This window comes from Streptomyces sp. CNX435 (assembly GCF_059570575.1).
This window is the reverse complement of sequence record NZ_JCANTA010000027.1, coordinates 30389-46351: the sequence shown is the minus strand read 5'-3', so window position 1 is coordinate 46351 and position 15963 is coordinate 30389. Positions and strand designations below refer to the sequence as shown.

Below are 15963 nucleotides of genomic sequence, written 5' to 3'. Positions count from 1 at the left end.
GTCATCCCCCCATTACGCAGAGAGGACGTACGACGTCATGAAGAACCGCTTCACCAGCACCGGACATCCGGCGATCGACTTTCTGGTCACCTTCCTGCGCGGCCGCGTGGAGCGCGCCCGCTCGGGCGAGCTGGACCGCGGTGCCTCCGCCGTGGAGTGGGTGATCATCTCCGCGATCGTGGTGGCGATCGTCAGCGCGGTCGCGGTCATCATCAACCGAGCGCTGAGCGACGGCGCGTCGGATGTGGAGAACTGCATCCAGAACGCCGGCGCCGACGGCTGCTGAAGCCGCGGGACCACCGGCTGACGGGGCGGATTGATCATGACGATGAGCGCACAGGCACCACCGTGGCTGCGGCGCAGGCTCGACGCCTGCCGCGGCGACGGCGGCGGCGGTGATGCGTACGCGCACACGGGGGCGAGCAGCGGGCGGCGCGGCGTGGGCGGAGGCGACCGCGGCATGTCCGCGATCGAGTTCGTGCTGCTCACCCCCGTGCTGTACTTCATGATCTTCTCCACCGTGCAGTTCGGGCTGTACTTCTTCGCCGACCACGTCGCGCAGGCGACGGCGCAGGCGGGCGCGCGCGAGGCGCGCCGGACCGCCGAGTCCAACCCGGGCGCGTGGCAGGGCCTGGCGCAGACCGCGGCGCAGGAGCGGCTGGACACCGTCGGCCCGAAGCTGCTCACCGGCCCGGACATCAGGCCGTACGAGTCCGACGGCGACCGGGTCGGGGTGGAGGTGGAGGGCGGCGTGGTCAACGTCTTCCCGTTCATCGACCTCCGGGCACGGGCGGAGTCGGAGGGGCCGATCGAGCGGTTCGTACCGGATCTGGGATGACGGGGGACGGGGGACCCATGTCTGTGAGCAAGGCGCACGGCGACCGCGGGGAGCAGGTGCCCGGGGAGCCGGGGGAGGGCCGGGACCTCCGGTCCGACGACCGGGGGGTGACGACCATCGAGGTGGTGATCCTCGCCCCGGTGATGTTCCTGTTCATCCTCGTCCTCGTCGCCTTCGGCCAGCTGGTCGACGGCCGCGGCGGCGTCGACGGCGCGGCGCGCGACGCGGTACGTGCGGCGTCCCTGCAGCGGACCGTGGGCGAGGCCCGGACGGCCGCGCAGCGGGCGGCGGAGTCGCAGCTGGAGGGCGACGTGTGCACGGGCCCGGTGGAGGTGGACCTGTCGGGGGACTTCTCGCCGCCGGAGCCGGGCGCCGCCAGCAACGTCATCACCGTCGAGGTGAGCTGCCAGGTGAAGGGCCTGGGGATGCTGGGCCTGGACATCGACCCGCGGATGACGGGCTCGTCGTCCGCGCCGCTCGACCCGTACCGGAGGGCGGCATGAGGCGCGTACGTGTCCTGGCCGCGCGGCTGCGCGGCGGCCTGGCGGCCCGGCGGGACCGGCTGGACGACCGGGGCTCGGGCGCCGGCGCGGTCATCATCTTCGCGTTCCTGTTCATGGCGCTGGCCGCGTTCGTGGTCGACGGCGGACTGGCGATCTCGCAGCGCGAGCGCGCGGCGGATATCGCGGAGCAGGCGGCCCGGTACGCGGCGCAGGACACCGACAAGGACGCGCTGTACGAGGGCCAGACGGAACTGGAGGCCCCGATCCGGGCGGAGAACTGCGACAGCCGGGTCCAGGAGTTCATGTCCCACGTAGAGGTCCAGAACGGCGACGTCGAGTCCGCGACGTGTACGGACGCGACGGCCGCATACGTCGAGGTCGAGATCGTCCTGAGCTACCGCCCGCTGCTGACGGGCCTGGCCCTCAGCGGCCCGCTGGAGGCCACCGGCAACGCCCGCGCCGAGCCGCGCACTGAGGTCGGCGAACCGTAGCCCGCGGCCCGCGCCCGCCGGCGCGCCCCGTCCCATCCGCAATCCCATGGAGAGAACGCGTGAGTCAGCCCCAGTACGTCTTCGACCAGGTCCAGATAGGCAAGGGCCTGCGGCCCCTCGCCCAGCACGGCACGATCACCGTGGACGGCGGCACGCTGAGCCTGTTCGACACCAACGGTCAGGTCATCGACAGCGCCCCGCTGGCGGCCGTCAGCGGCTCCATGGTCCGCTTCACGCGCGGCCAGACCGTGTCGCTGACGCTGAACGGCACCAAGTACAACGCCTCGCCCGGCTGGGGCAACCACGTCGGCACCGAGGTACAGGTCGGCGCGACCAAGGAGGTCAAGACGGCCGCCGCGCTGCTGCTGCAGCTCGTCGAGAACGCGGCCGGCCCCGCCTGAACGGCGGTGTCCCTGGGCCGTACGCGCGAGGCTGTGCTGCCGATCGGGCGAATTAGCCCGTCTTCGGTGAGCTACCCCCGGACATCGGTCAGATAGTCATACAAACCGGACCGAGGCGACCGCCTCACTCCGATCGACTGTCAAGGGGCAACTGTGCTGAAGAGAACCAAAACCGCTGTCGCGCTGACCGCGGGAGCCATGGCGCTGGGGCTGCTGGGTGCGGCCCCCGTGGCGGCCACCACGACGGCGGGCGCCGGCGCGCCCGCCGTGAAGACCTGGGACGACTGGAACCGCTCGCAGCGCGGCGTGGTGATCGCCAAGCCCGGGATCCTGATCCGCTCGCAACCCACCACCCACTCCCGCAAGATGGGCTTCATCCCCCGCGGCGAGATCGTCTGGATCGACTGCAAGGTCGACGGCCAGGACGTGTTCGGCAACGGCATCTGGTACAAGCTCAAGTCCCACAACGGCTTCCTCGCCGCGCGCTGGGTCAAGAACGTGGACCGCATCCCGTACTGCTGAGCCCGCGGGCCGCTGCCCGTAGCGCCGGCCGCCGGGGCCGCACCGCCATGCGCGGGGCGGCTCCGGCGGCTTCGCGTGGGCGGGCCGCGGAAGCGTCCCGTACAGTCGCGGTGACGAGGTCGTGACGAGGCAGTCACCTGCCTGGGCTCGACCCCTAAAACGGCCTTCGGTAACGTCAGGTGGGCAACTACGGGGACGCCGCCCAGCGGCCTGCGCGCGCAGCGCGCGAACATGGGGGGCCGCGGTCCGCGCCGCGCCGACCGGGAGGGCTCAGGACCAGCAATGGCACGCAGCAGTGCGAACAGGACTCCGGTACCGGTACGCATCCGGCGCAGGACCTTCGGCGACGTCGTCAGGGCGTTCTTCGCCTTCCTCGCGCTGGTGGTGCTCGTCGTCGGCGTGCCCGGCGCGCTCGCCTACTTCATCGGCTGGCCGCTGCCCGACGAGACGCCCTCACTCAGCATGCTCAACGAGGACGTGACCACCGACGTCTTCGTCAAGGTCTTCGCGGTCGTCGTCTGGCTGGCCTGGGCGCAGTTCGCCGCGTGCGTGCTCGTCGAGGCCAAGGCCGCCGTCTCCGGGATGGGCATGCCCGGCCGGGTGCCGGGCTCCGGCGCCAGCCAGGCGCTCGCCCGCCAGCTCGTCGCCGCCCTGCTGCTGCTCACCGCTGGCGCCGCGAGCTTCGCGCCCGGCCTGTCCCAGCTCGGCCAGCAGCTCGACCAGAACAAGCCGCCGCCGGTCGCCGCCGCCCAGCAGACCCCGGGCCAGCAGGTCGACACCGCCCGGCCGGCCGTCGACGTCGAGACGCCCCAGGGCCAGGGCGCCGGCGGCGAGGTCCGCAAGGACACCAGCGAACAGGCCGAGCGGGACACGAAGTTCTACCGCATCCAGCCGCCCGAGGGCCGCCATCACGATTCTCTTTGGGAGATAGCGGAGAGGCACCTGGGCGACGGGCGCCGCTACGGCGAGATCTACCAGCTCAACAAGGACCGCATCCAGCCCGACGGCTCCAAGCTCAGCCAGGCCAGCCTGATCCGCCCCGGCTGGATCATGGAGATGCCCGCCGACGCCCACGGCGGCGACCTGGTCGAGATGCCCGAGGACCGCGACGAGGTGTCCAAGTCCGAGGCCCAGCAGATCCACGAGTACGACAGGTCCAGCCCCACCGCCGACGAGCACGGCAAGGACGGCGACAGGCAGCAGGCCACCTCCGGCCGCGGCGAGCGCCTCGTGCCCGACACCCCCGCCGTCGACCGCGAGTCCGGCGACCGCGCCGGCGAGCAGGCGAACGTCCAGCAGATCCCCACCCGCGACACCGACGGCGGCGCCGGCGAGCGCGGCGCCGGCGACGGGGCCGCCGCCGAGGTGCACAGCGACGGCGGCATCAGCCTGCCGGAGGTGCTGATAGCCGCGCCGCTGCTGGCCGCCGGCGTGCTCGGCGCGCTGAGCCGGCGGCGCCGGCAGGCGCTGTGGCAGGCGGCGTTCCACACCGGCGGCGCCGGCCGTACGGGCGCGGAGCCGGCCGGGCGCGCCGCGCTCGCCCGCGACGCGCTGCTGGTGGGCGCCGACCCCGGCGGCGTCAGCTTCCTCGACCGGGCGCTGCGCGGCCTGTCCGCCGCGCTGACCGCGACCGCCCGCCCGCTGCCCACGATCTACGCCGCCTGGCTGACCGAGAGCGACCTCTACCTGCAACTCGCCGGGGTGGCGGGCGAGCCGCCCGCCCCGTGGCGTACCGGCCAGGACCAGACGTTCTGGCGCATCGACCGCGCCGACGTCGAGAGCATCCCGCAGCCCGAGGAAGCGCAGCCCGGTGAAGGCGCCGCCGCGGCCCCGTACCCCGGACTGGCCAGCCTCGGCACCCGCGAGGAGGCCCGGCTGCTGCTCAACCTGGAGGCCGTCCCCGGCATCGCCGCCGTCAAGGGCGCCCCCGCGGACCGGCTCGCGGTGCTGTCGTCCATCGCCGCGGAGCTGGCCACCAACGGATGGTCGGACCGGATGTCGGTGACCGTCGTCGGCTTCGGCGAGCGGCTGACGGAGCTGGCGCCGACCCGGGTGCGCTACCTGGAGGACGTACCGGCGCTCATCGAGGTCATGGAGGCCGAGTCCGCGCAGCGCGCCAACGCCCTCGGCAACGCCGGGCACGACAGCGTGCTCACCGGCCGCGCCGGGCACGCGGGCCGTACGCACTGGGCGCCGCACCTCGTCATCGTCGCCACCGAGCCGACCGCGGCCGAGGCCGACCAGCTCGCGCACCTCGCCGGCGGCTCCTCGCGGCTCGGCATCGGCTACCTCGTCGGCACCGGGCAGGAGGAACTGGCGGGCGCGTCCTGGGAGTTCGAGATCACCCGGGACGGGCGGCTGAGCGCCCCGCTGCTGGGCCTGGAGCTGGCCGCGCAGCGGCTGCCGCAGGAGCAGCACGAGGCGCTGGTGGAGCTGTTCTCCCAGGTGGGCTTCGAGGGCCCGGCGACCAGCGGGACGGACGGCCGCGGCATCTCCGTCACCCGCGCCGCCGGCGACGTCGGCTTCACCGTGGACCTGTCCGAGCAGGGCCGGCCCGCCGTGTACGCGCGGCTGCTCGGTTCGTACGAGATCATGGGCCTGGCCGAGCCGGACGGCGAGCGCAGCCCGCTGCTGCGGGAGGCGCTGGCGCTGCTGCTGTTCCACCGCGAGGGCGTGCACCCGCAGGTGCTCGCCGCGGCGCTCTGGCCGCGGGGCGTGACGGACGACGTGCGGGACGCCTTCGTCGAGCGGCTGGTCAACTGGCTGGGACGGGACCCCTCGGGGGCCGCGCGGCTCGCGCCGGACGCGGACGGGCGGCTGGCGCTGTCCACGTCGGTCGTCTCCGACTGGGACGTGCTGCGCACGCTGCACCTCGAAGCGACCGACCCGGACCGGCAGTCGAGCCCGCAGACGCGGGAGCGGCTGCTGAACGACGCGCTGGCGCTGGCCGCGGGCCCGCTGCTCGCGGACCGGCCGCAGGGGCGGTACGGCTGGCTGTCCAACGAGATCGTGGAGGCCCAGCTGCCGCTGCTCGTCGCCGACGCGGGGCTGGCGCTGTCCGCGCTGCGCCGGGAGGCGGGGCAGGCGGACGGCGCGGTCGCCGCGGTGCAGTCGGCGCTGGTCGTCGCCCCGGCGGACGAGCGGCTGTGGAACGAGCTGCTGCGCGCGGTGCACGCCACCGGCGACACCGCCCGCCTGGAGGCCACCGCCTCCGACCTCCTCGACCGCGCGGCGGCCCTCCACGGCGCCCGCGGCCTGCCGCCGCGCACGGAGGCGCTGCTGGACGAGCTGCTCCCGGGCTGGCGCGCGCGGGCCGGCTCCGCCGGGGCCGCGAGCTAGCTGCGGCGCGCCTGCGGCGGGGCGCGGCGGGGCGGCGCGGTGCCGCCTGCGGCGGGCCCGGGCGGTTGCGGGAGTTAGTGCGCGGCGCGGGGGTTGCCCGGGGGCAGGGGTGTGCGGTACGAGCCCGCCGTCGGCTCGCGGCGGCCGGCAGGGCGGGGGCCGCTCGGCGGTGCTGCTGGACGAGCTGCTGCCGGGCTGGCGGACGCAGCCCGGCTCGACGGGGGCGGCGAGCTAGCGCCTGCGGCGCGGCGGGGCGGGGCCGCCTGCAGCGGCCCGGTCGGTTGTGGGAGTTGGTGTGCGGTGTCGGGGGCTGTCCGGGGGCAGGGGTGTGCGGTACGAGCCCGCCGTCGGCTCGCGGCGGCCGGCAGGGCGTGTCCGGCGGGGCTGCGCCTGCCGTTGGCGTCGCACGTCCCCCGTGAACCGCGGTTCTTGCCCCGGCGCAGCTGACAGCGTGGGCCGCGGCCACGCACCGCGGCGCGTGGCCGGTGCGTGGCGGGGTGGCTCGTCCGCGCTTGCCGGCGCGGCCCTGTCGTCGGTCAGGAGCGCCTCAGGCCCCCGCGCACTGCATTTCCCCGCCCCCGCCCCTGCCCGCCCCGCGCCGGCACCTGCGTCGACAAGCGCTCCGGCTCCTCCTGAAACCCCGCCCCGCCGCTTGCGGCGAGCGGCGCTTCGCCCCCGGCCCCCGGATCCCCCTACGCCCGCCGCCGGGAGGCGACCCCGCACGCGTACGCCAGCGTGCTGATCAGGTCGGCCACGTCCGGCAGCCACGAGTTGGACACCGTCGGCCGCCGCACCCACTGCACCGGCCCGCTCAGCCCGAACCGCGTCGGCGGCGCCGCCGCCCAGTCGCCCTCGCCGCGTACCACCAGGTCCAGGGACGCCGACGAGGCGTGGCCCAGGGTGTGCAGCCCGTCGATCGCCTTCGCCGTGGCGCCCGGCAGCACGAAGAAGTACATCCGCCGGTCCGGCGTCGCCGCCACCGGCCCCAGCGCCGTACGCTTCCGCTCCAGCCGGGCCAGCGCCAGACACCCGGCGCTCTCCGCGACGTCCACGACGTCGAACGCCCGCCCGGTGGGCAGCAGTACGGCCGCCCGCGGGTGTTTCGACCACAGGCGGCGCACGACGGTGGCGCTGGCCGTTGCGGCTGCCTTCCAGTCGCGCCGCCCGGGGTGCGCGCCCGGCGCGTGGCACTCCGCGTCGCCGCAGGAGCACCGCGGTACGCCGGTCGCCTCGTCGGTCTCCATCCAGGTGCCCGGGACGACGTCCCAGTGCCGTTCCTCCGCGTACCGCAGGGCTGCGGACAGCGGTTCTTCGCCCCGCTCGTGCGGGTTCAGTCGTCGGGGTACCTGCGTCGCCTCTGCTCCCACGGTCTCGTTCACGAACGGCTCAACTCCAGCCGTGAGCAGGGGTTACGGGCCCGCGGAGCCTTCGGCCGCAGCAACGTTACGGCAGTGGGGCGCACGGATGCGCGGGAGGGAGCATGGCGTTTTCCGCTTATTTCGCGGGAAATGATCGTCCTGGCGGTTCTGGCAGGAACCGGCCGAGCAAGGCCCTTGCAGGGAGGACTACCCATGGCCGCCAGGCCAATCGAGGCACGCACACCGAACGTACGACTTCAGGTGGTGATCGAAGAGGCCGGCTGCTCCAACGCGGGGCTGGCCCGCCGCGTCAACATGTGCGGCCGCGAACACGGCCTCGACCTGCGCTACGACAAGACCTCCGTGGCCCGCTGGCTGCGCGGCCAGCGCCCCCGCGGCCAGGCGCCCGCGATGATCGCCGAGGCGCTGGGCCGCAAGCTCGGCCGCGCGGTCACCCTGGACGAGGTCGGCATGGCCGACTCCCGGCACTCCGGCACCGCGCTGGGCCTCATCTACGCCCCGACCGTCACCGCCGCCGTCGAGCAGGTCTGCGAGCTGTGGCGCGCCGACGTGGGCCGGCGCGAGGTGCTGACCCGCGCGACGCCGGTGGCCTCCGCGCTCGTCGAGCCCAGCCGCGACTGGCTGATCAGCGCGCCCGGGCCGCCGCTCGCCCGCACCTCGGGCCGGCCCGTCACCCGCACCGACGTGAACGCCGTACGGGACACCACCGCCACCCTCGCCGCCCTCGACCGCCGGCACGGCAGCGGCCACTACCGGCCGGTGACCGTGCACTACCTCAACTCCGTCGTCGCCGGCCTGCTCGCCGGCCGCTACGACGACGCCATCGGCCGCGAACTGCTCGCCGCCGCCGCCCGGATGACCGAGCTGGCCGGCGGCATGGCCGTCGACACGGGCCTGCCGGGCGTCGCCCAGCGCTACTACGTCCAGGCCCTGCGCCTCGCCGACGCCGCCGGCGACCGCGGCTTCGGCGGCTACGTCCTGGCGGCCGGCATGAGCCGGCTGGCCGCCGCGCTCGGCAACCACCGCGAGGTCGTCCAGCTGGCCCGTACCGCCCGCGAGGGCACCCGCGACCGCGTACCGCCGCGCGCGGAGGCGCTGTTCAGCGCCGCCGAGGCACGTGGCGCGGCGGGGCTCGGCGACGAGGCGGCGTTCCGGGAGGCGGCGGCGCGGGCGCGGGCGGCGCTGGAGCAGGCGGAGGCCGACGGGATCCGAGGGCCGGGCGGGCCGGGCGGGGCGGGCGGGGCGAGCAGGGCGGGTATGGCGGGCGGTGCGGGCGGCGTACGCGATCCGCGGCGCGACCCGCGGCGCGATCCAGGACGCGATCCGGGGCGCGACCCTGGACGTACGCGCGAGCCCGCATGGCTGGCGCGCTTCGACCGGCCCGCGCTCGCCTACGAACTGGCCTGCGCCCTGCTGGAGCTGGGCCGTTACGAGGCCGCGCAGCGGTGCGCGGAGGAGGCGCTGGCCGGGCTGCCGGAGTCGTCGGCGCGGCTGCGCTGCCTCGCGTTCGCCGCGCTCGGGCGGGCGCAGGCCGGGCGGCGCGAGCCGGCCCAGGCGTGCCGTACGGGCGTGCGGGCGCTGCGGCTGCTCGACGGGCTCGCCTCGGCCCGGGCGGCGGCCGAACTGGCCCGGCTGGCACGGAGCCTGGAGCCGTACGAGGCGGAGCCGGCGGTGCGGGAGTTCACCGCCCGGTGCCATGGGCTGGGCTCTTGGCTCACCGCGGCACCGAGCAGGTAGTGTCCGGACGGTCAGAGTCCGTACCCATGAGGAGTCCCGTTGACCCACAACGGACACGGCAGCGAGCCCCGGCGCGAGGAGCGCGCGGGAGCGGTGCCCCCCGCGTCGGACGGCGCCGGGCCGCCCCCGGGCGGCGAGCCGTGGTGGGCCCAGGACCCGTCCCCGGCCGCGGCTGCCGCGGAGACAGTGGACGAGTCGACGCAGCAGATACGTCACCTCGGCAACCGCCCGGAGCGCCCGCAGCCGCCGCAGAGCGCCCCGCCGGCCGCGCCGCCGGCCGACCCGGAGCCCTGGCCGCTCCAGGCCACGCCGGGCGGCCCCGGCGCCGGCCCCGGCGGCCCCGGCGCCGGTTCGGGGCCGGGGCCGGGGCAGCCGCCGTACGGCGGTGCCCCGCACCAGCCGCCCGCCGGCCCGCCGCCCGGTGCGGCGGACGACGGGGCCGCGACCCAGCTCATACCCCCGGTCGCCGCCGCACCGCAGCAGAGACCCGGCGACGACGCCGACGCCACCCAGCTCATCCAGCCGCTCGCCGGCCCGTACGCGGACCCGCAGCCCGGCGCCCCGCCCGCCGGACCCCCCGGCGTGCCGCCCTTCGCCCCGCCGGCGTACGAAGAGGACTCCCCGCGCTCCGCCCGCCACGCGGCACCGGTGCACACGCAGTTCGAGGGCCTCTTCCGCGACGCGGCCCCCGCCGGCCCCGGCCCCGGTGCCCCCGGCGCCCCCGGCGGCCCACCCGCCGGTGACCCCGGCGCCACCCAGAAGCTCCCCCCGGTCCGCCCCGGCGGCGCCCCCGCGGGCCACCCGTCCGCCCCGTACGGCGCCCAGCCCCCCGGCGGCCCTGCCGGCCCTGCCGGCCCCGCACCCGGTGCCCACCCCGGCGGACCGCCCCCCGGCCCGTACGCCCACGGCCACGGCAACGGCGCCCCGCCCCCCGGGCGCTACTACGACGACGATGACGACGACCGCCGCGGCTCCATCCCCCGCTGGGCCGCCATCGCCATCGGCACCGCCGCCTGCGCCGCCGTCGGCATCACCGCCGGCTGGCTCCTCAGCAGCGGCGACGGCGGCGGCGACTCCGCCAGCGGCGCCACCCCGAGCGCCAGCGCCGACCAGGACCCGGGCGGCAAGGACGACGGCGACGGCGGCGACGGCGATAAGCGGGTCAAGGACGACCCCGCCGAGGCGCAGGCCAAGGACCTGGACGCGCTGCTCGCCGAGAGCAACGACAGCCGGGACACGGTGATCAGCTCGGTGGAGAACATCCGCCAGTGCAAGGCCCTCGGCAAGGCCGCCCGGGACCTGCGCGACGCGGCCGGCCAGCGCCGCGACCTCGTCACCCGGCTCTCGGACCTCTCCGTCGACCGGCTGCCGTCCCACCAGCAGCTGACCCGCTCGCTCACCAACGCCTGGAACGCCAGCGCCTCCGCCGACGACCACTACGCCGCCTGGGCCGAAGCGGCCAGGCGCGGCAAGGGCTGCGGCGGCGGCGGGAACCACCTGTCGGCGGGCAACCGCGCCAGCGGCGAGGCCACCACCGCCAAGCAGAAGGCCGCCGGTCTCTGGAACCCGATCGCCGACGAGTACGGCCTCTCGCGGCGCCAGGCGACGCAGCTGTGAGCGGTACGGCACGGTGAGGGGTGCGGGACGGTGGGCGGTACGGGCACGGTGAGCGGTGCGGGCGGTCCCGTCGGTGAAAGGGCTTCCCGCGGCGACCGCCGTTACCCCACCATGGTCCCCATGCCCATCAACGACATGCCGTGGTGGCGCTGGCGCGCCAACGTGCGTTCCGCGCTGCACATGATCTCCGACCCCGAGTTCCAGCGTGAGTACTGGGCGGCGGGGACGTCGGGGTACGGCGACGTCACCGACGCCGTCTACCGCCTCGTCGAGGACACCTGGCTGGACAACTGGTCGGCGGAGAAGTACGTCGGGACGATCTTCCGCGACTCCCGCGAGGCCGCCCTCGTCGACACCGCCGTGCTGCGCGTGCTGCGCATCATGCACCAGGTCGGCGCGGACTCCCCGGTCTCCGCGTACCTGGAGAACCACGCCTGGCCCGAGGCCGTGCGCGCGGCGCGGGAGGCGCACGTGCGGCTCGCGGAGAACGACGGCGATGACCCCGACGCCACGCCGCGCTCCCTCGAAGTGCTGGCGATCATGACGGGCGCCGCCTGACGGGTGTGGGATCGTAGGCCCATGAGCGAGTACGTGCTGACGCTGTCCTGCCCGGACAAAAAGGGCATCGTGCATGCAGTCTCCAGTTACCTCTTCATGACGGACTGCAACATCGAGGACAGCCAGCAGTACGGCGACCCCACCACCGGCCTGTTCTTCATGCGGGTGCACTTCTCCGCCGAGGGGCAGGCGAACGTCGAGAAGCTGCGCGCCAGCTTCGCGGCGGTGGCGGAGTCGTGGGCGATGGACTGGCAGATCCACGAGCAGGGCACGCGGATGCGGGTGCTGCTCATGGTCAGCAAGTTCGGGCACTGCCTTAACGACCTGATGTTCCGCGCCCGCACCGGCGCGCTGCCGGTGGAGATCGCGGCCGTGGTGTCGAACCACACCGACTTCGAGGAACTGGTCGGCTCCTACGGCATCCCGTTCCACCACCTGCCGGTCACGAAGGACACCGGGGCGGAGGCGGAGCAGCGGCTGCTGGAGCTGGTCCGGGCCGAGGGTGTGGAGCTGGTGGTGCTCGCCCGCTACATGCAGGTGCTCTCCGACGACCTGTGCAAGCAGCTGGAGGGGCGGATCATCAACATCCACCACTCCTTCCTGCCGAGTTTCAAGGGCGCGAAGCCGTACCACCAGGCGCACGCGCGCGGGGTCAAGCTGATCGGCGCCACCGCGCACTACGTGACCGCGGATCTCGACGAGGGCCCGATCATCGAGCAGGAGGTCGAGCGGGTCGGGCACGAGGTGACGCCGGCGCAGCTGGTGGCGGTCGGGCGGGACGTGGAGTGCCAGGCGCTGGCGCGGGCGGTGAAGTGGCACAGCGAGCACCGGGTGCTGCTGAACGGCACGCGCACGGTGGTCTTCGCGTAGACCGCGGCGGTTCTACGACCCGTAGCGGCGACTCCGCGTCCGTACGCGCCGCCTGGGCGGTCCGCTCCGCCTAGCCGCCCGCGCTGTCCGCCCCGCCTGCCCCGCTTACAGCCGCGACAGCGACACCGCCGCGTACAGGAAGTCGTCCACCGCCTCCCGCTCCCCGTCGCGCCCCGCCGCCGCGTCCTCCGGCGACACGTGCCCCGCCGCCAGCCGGCAGAACTCCAGGCCCTCCAGCGCCACATGCGCCACGGCCCGCTCCGGCCCCGCGACCGCCGCCGGCGAGTCCAGCGGGATGTACCAGTCCCCGCCGCCCTTGCCCTCCACCTCCAGGTGCAGCGTCCGCCCCGGCGCCCCCGCCGCCACCAGCGTCCGCGGCGGCGCCGCGCGCCCCGAGCGGCGCCGGTCCGCGAGCCTCCCGGGCAGCAGCCGCGCCGCCAGGTCGATCATGAGGTGCATGTGCTCCGGCGTCGGCGGCACGTACGGGTAGTCCACCGCCTCCGCGATGTCCCAGGCGTGGATCCAGCACTCGAAGGCCCGGTCCAGGAAGGCGTCGCGCAGCGGCAGCGTCACCCCGCCGCCGTACCGCACCGGCAGGTCGGCCACGCCGCCGCCCGCGAACCCCGCGGTCCGTATCAGCGCGTACGTCTGGTCCCGCCAGTGGCCGCGCATCGTCCCCGCGTGCTTGCGCCGGAACTCCCGGGCGAGCGACTGCTGTTCCGCGTACGACGAGCCCGCCTCCCGCCACAGCGCCTCGGTGCGCTCGGCGGGGGAGGAGACCGTGCGCGGGTGCGCCTCGTCGGCGGATGTGTCCGCGGCGGCGAGCGGGTCGGGGAGGCCGAGCGCGAGGGCCAGCAGCCCGTCGACGGCCAGCAGGTGCCCGATGACGCCGGCCACCGACGTCTCCCGCGTCGCCGGCCGGTCGTCGTCGTACCACGCGAGCTGTACCGGAGCGCCCCACTCCGCCTCGCCCATGTCGTGCAGCAGCGCGTCCAGCCGGGCGGTCTCGGCGTCGTACGGCACCGACCACCCGGGCATCGGGATCCCCGGCATCCGCCGCGTCAGGCACAGCTCCAGCACGCGACCGCGCAGGGCGGCGTCCAGGTCGAGGTTGTCGTGCGGGTGCAGCAGGCGCACGGCGTCGCGCAGCCGGAGCGCCTCGTCGGCGCAGGGCGCGCAGTCGGTCAGGTGCGCCTCGACGGCCGCGGTCTCCTCCGGCGCGCAGGCCGCCAGCGCCCATGCGCCGAGCAGGGACTTCAGCCGGCCGTGGTTGTAGGGGCCCGTGGTCATGAGGGCCGCCCGCCCTCGGTGTGCGCGGTGGCGAGCAGCTGCAGCCCGAGGCGCAGCCGCCGGCGGGCCTCGTCGGCGGAGACGCCGAGTTCGGCGGCGGTCTGGCGGTAGTCGCGGCGCTTGAAGTACGCCAGCTCCAGCGCGGCGCGCAGCGGTTCGGGCATGGACGTGACGAGGTAGTCGGCGCGGGCGGCGACGGAGACGGCGCGGATGCGCTCCTCGGAGTCCCCGATCTCCCCGGCCGCGCCGGCCTGGATCACGGACCAGCGCAGCCGCCGTACGGCGTGCTTGTGCGCGAGTCCGGCGAGGAAGGCGCGGAGTTGGCCGCGCTTCGGGTCGTACGCGTCCGGGTGCTGCCAGACGTACGAGAACACCTCGGAGAGCACGCAGTTCGCCTCCTCCTCGTTCTCCAGCACGCGCAGGGCGAGGCCGTAGACGAGGGGCGCGAAGCGGTCGTACAGCTCGCCCAGCGCGGCGGCCTCGCCGCGCGCGAGCCGCTGCTGCATCTTGCGGTTCCAGCGGGGCGGAACGGTGCCCTGTCCGGCGCCCTGCGGTCCGGTCCCGTGCGCCATGCGTCCCCCAATCCGTCGGTCGCCTCCGCGTTGCCGGTGGCAACGAATGTAGCGCCGGGGGGTGGGGACGTACGCCCTCGGAGCGTGATCTGTACCGCATTACGTGCAACAGAAGGCAACGAATTGCCAACGGTTATCCGCTGCTGACCGGAATGCGGGGGCCTCGTGCGGTGATTGCGCATAGGGTCGGTGTTTCATCTTGTGTGCTGTGGGCACAGCAGGTGACACGTGCAACACGGCAGATGACGGATGCCGGCGGGACGAAACGGACGGGCGAGCGGGCGCGACGGGCCGGCAGGCGACGGAAGGACTGCGACGGGGTGTCTTTGCTGCAGGTGACCACCGACAACCGAGGCGACTGGCATGTCCTGTGGGTCTCCGGCGAGCTCGACCTGGTCACCTCGCCCCGCGTACGCCAGCACGTGCACGACGCGGTCGCGGAGGGCCGCCGCCACCTCGTCCTCGACCTCTCCGCGGTCCGCTTCTGCGACTCCAGCGGCGTCGGCGTCCTCATCGCCGCGCGCCGGCTGTTGAGTTCCTGCGGTGGCGAGTTCCGCCTGATCCTGCCGGCGGACGGCGGCAGCGGGGCCACGGGTGCGTATTCGACGGGGAGCGCGGTCGCCAGCGGGGCGCACGTGAACCGGGTGCTGGCGGCGCTGGGCGTACGGCGGCTGTTCGCGGTCTACGCGGACGTGGACGACGCGACGGGCGGTACGGCGGAGCCGCTGTCGGCGTAGCGGGTGTCGGTGCGGCGGCTTTCGGCGTAGCCGGCAGCGGAGTTGGGTGTCACTCGTCCTCGGACTCCTCACTCACCGACCCGCGATTTGACTACGGAGAGTGCTGAAAGGAGGGAGAGCTCAACACGCACGGGCGAACTCTTCCGTTACGCAACGAAGTCGGCCCCGACTCCACTACCCTTCATCGGGTGCGAGTTGTCCTGTGGCGACACGGACCCGCGGCCCTCGAATCGGTGGCCGCGGCGGTGCGGACGTGCCCGACTCGTACATGGTCACAGCAGCATGAATGGTCGATGCCGGACCGGCGTTCGACCGTCGGGCGCGAGCGTCGCACAGTATGCCGCACGCGCACTCATTCGCGCTGGGATATGCCCGAAGCGCTTGTTGCCGTGACGCTACGTCAATCATCCTGGACAGTGAAGAGATCACGCAGCGTGATCCCGAGGATGGTGTGAGCGGTGCAGACCCTGCAGGTGCAGCTCAAGGTGCAGCCCGACCCCGTCGAGGTCGGCCGGGCCAGGCGGTGGACCCGGGCGAGGCTGGCGTGGACCGGGGTGGCGGCCGACGAGCCGTACGCCGAATCGCTGGTGATGCTCGTCTCGGAGCTGGTCACCAACGCCGTCGTCCACACCGACCGGCCCGCCCGCCTCCGCCTCTCCCTCCCCGCGTCGCCCGCCGACTGCGGCCCGTACCGGGTGGAGGTCGTCGACACCTGCGCCGCCCCGCCGCGGCAGCGGTGCGCGCAGGAGTACGAGACGCACGGCCGGGGGCTGGAGCTGGTCGACGCCATCGCCGACCGCTGGGGGTGGCAGGCGGAAGGATTCGGCAAGGTCATCTGGTGCGAGATCGACCGCGCGTGCGCCCTCGCCCGGCCGCCGGGGGAGCGCGCGGACGGCGCGGACGGCGCGTTGCTCGCGGGAGCGCACGAACACGCACGCGCCGGCACGAACAGCACGTGACACCTCCGGACCGGACCAGGTGTTGACGAGCCGTACGGGCCTGATCACCCTTGTGGGCAGCGATTCGTTGCGAGGGGACGCCGAGGGCTGCCGGCCGGTGGTACGCCCTTGGCGAAAGCGGGTCGCGCATTCGGCGACGGTCCCCATCCG

At 74.7% G+C, this 15963-nt stretch carries 17 protein-coding genes; 14 read left to right on the top strand and 3 right to left on the bottom strand.

Going from position 1 to position 15963, the window contains the following annotated elements; translation table 11 throughout:
• Positions 1-37 precede the first annotated feature (37 nt).
• The 8 genes from T328_RS31145 to T328_RS31110 all read left to right on the top strand — a co-directional run bounded on the left by T328_RS31145 (position 38) and on the right by T328_RS31110 (position 6329).
• On the top strand, positions 38-286 hold the full coding sequence (locus T328_RS31145; protein ID WP_496499574.1) for a hypothetical protein: 249 nt from the start codon (positions 38-40) through the stop codon (positions 284-286).
• Between the two features lie 36 nt (positions 287-322).
• Complete coding sequence (locus T328_RS31140; protein WP_496499573.1) at positions 323-838, top strand: TadE family protein; 516 nt, start codon at positions 323-325, stop codon at positions 836-838.
• A 107-nt stretch (positions 839-945) separates the two neighbouring features.
• The gene (locus tag T328_RS31135) at positions 946-1341 is read left to right on the top strand and encodes a TadE family protein (protein ID WP_496499607.1); all 396 of its coding nucleotides are present in this window, start codon (positions 946-948) and stop codon (positions 1339-1341) included.
• The gene (locus T328_RS31130; protein WP_496499572.1) at positions 1338-1832 is read left to right on the top strand and encodes a TadE/TadG family type IV pilus assembly protein; all 495 of its coding nucleotides are present in this window, start codon (positions 1338-1340) and stop codon (positions 1830-1832) included. The genes T328_RS31135 and T328_RS31130 overlap by 4 nt, the downstream gene beginning before the upstream one ends.
• A gap of 59 nt (positions 1833-1891) precedes the next feature.
• Positions 1892-2233, top strand: a complete 342-nt coding sequence (locus T328_RS31125; RefSeq protein WP_496499571.1) for a hypothetical protein — start codon at positions 1892-1894, stop codon at positions 2231-2233.
• 153 nt (positions 2234-2386) lie between these two features.
• Positions 2387-2755, top strand: a complete 369-nt coding sequence (locus T328_RS31120; RefSeq protein WP_496499570.1) for an SH3 domain-containing protein — start codon at positions 2387-2389, stop codon at positions 2753-2755.
• A 282-nt stretch (positions 2756-3037) separates the two neighbouring features.
• Positions 3038-6094, top strand: coding sequence for a BTAD domain-containing putative transcriptional regulator (locus T328_RS31115; protein ID WP_496499569.1), 3057 nt, complete (start codon positions 3038-3040; stop codon positions 6092-6094).
• A 109-nt stretch (positions 6095-6203) separates the two neighbouring features.
• Positions 6204-6329, top strand: a complete 126-nt coding sequence (locus T328_RS31110) for a hypothetical protein (RefSeq protein WP_496499568.1) — start codon at positions 6204-6206, stop codon at positions 6327-6329.
• 457 nt (positions 6330-6786) lie between these two features.
• Here the strand turns inward: T328_RS31110 and T328_RS31105 are convergent, their stop codons facing one another.
• Complete coding sequence (locus tag T328_RS31105) at positions 6787-7473, bottom strand: bifunctional DNA primase/polymerase (protein ID WP_496499567.1); 687 nt, start codon at positions 7471-7473, stop codon at positions 6787-6789.
• 192 nt (positions 7474-7665) lie between these two features.
• Here T328_RS31105 and T328_RS31100 point away from each other — a divergent pair, with 192 nt between their 5' ends.
• The 4 genes from T328_RS31100 to purU all read left to right on the top strand — a co-directional run bounded on the left by T328_RS31100 (position 7666) and on the right by purU (position 12255).
• The gene (locus T328_RS31100; protein WP_496499566.1) at positions 7666-9210 is read left to right on the top strand and encodes an NsdA family TPR-like regulatory protein; all 1545 of its coding nucleotides are present in this window, start codon (positions 7666-7668) and stop codon (positions 9208-9210) included.
• A 39-nt stretch (positions 9211-9249) separates the two neighbouring features.
• Entirely contained in the window at positions 9250-10827 is a 1578-nt protein-coding gene (locus T328_RS31095) for a hypothetical protein (protein WP_496499565.1), read from the top strand.
• A gap of 120 nt (positions 10828-10947) precedes the next feature.
• Positions 10948-11385: an SCO4402 family protein gene (locus T328_RS31090; protein WP_496499564.1), complete on the top strand. Its 438-nt coding sequence runs from the start codon at positions 10948-10950 to the stop codon at positions 11383-11385.
• A 21-nt stretch (positions 11386-11406) separates the two neighbouring features.
• Positions 11407-12255, top strand: coding sequence for a formyltetrahydrofolate deformylase (gene purU, locus T328_RS31085; protein WP_496499563.1), 849 nt, complete (start codon positions 11407-11409; stop codon positions 12253-12255).
• Between the two features lie 105 nt (positions 12256-12360).
• Here purU and T328_RS31080 read toward each other — a convergent pair whose 3' ends face one another.
• Together T328_RS31080 and T328_RS31075 are read right to left on the bottom strand one after the other, a co-directional pair.
• Positions 12361-13545 (bottom strand): zf-HC2 domain-containing protein, encoded by a 1185-nt coding sequence (locus T328_RS31080; protein WP_496499562.1) that lies wholly within the window; start codon positions 13543-13545, stop codon positions 12361-12363.
• Positions 13542-14117 carry a sigma-70 family RNA polymerase sigma factor gene (locus tag T328_RS31075; RefSeq protein WP_496499561.1) on the bottom strand — a complete coding sequence of 192 codons (576 nt, stop codon included), beginning with the start codon at positions 14115-14117 and terminating at the stop codon, positions 13542-13544. The genes T328_RS31080 and T328_RS31075 overlap by 4 nt, the downstream gene beginning before the upstream one ends.
• 326 nt (positions 14118-14443) lie before the next feature.
• Here T328_RS31075 and T328_RS31070 point away from each other — a divergent pair, with 326 nt between their 5' ends.
• Positions 14444-14854, top strand: coding sequence for an STAS domain-containing protein (locus tag T328_RS31070; protein ID WP_496499606.1), 411 nt, complete (start codon positions 14444-14446; stop codon positions 14852-14854).
• A gap of 458 nt (positions 14855-15312) precedes the next feature.
• The gene (locus T328_RS31065) at positions 15313-15813 is read left to right on the top strand and encodes an ATP-binding protein (protein WP_496499560.1); all 501 of its coding nucleotides are present in this window, start codon (positions 15313-15315) and stop codon (positions 15811-15813) included.
• Positions 15814-15963 lie beyond the last annotated feature (150 nt).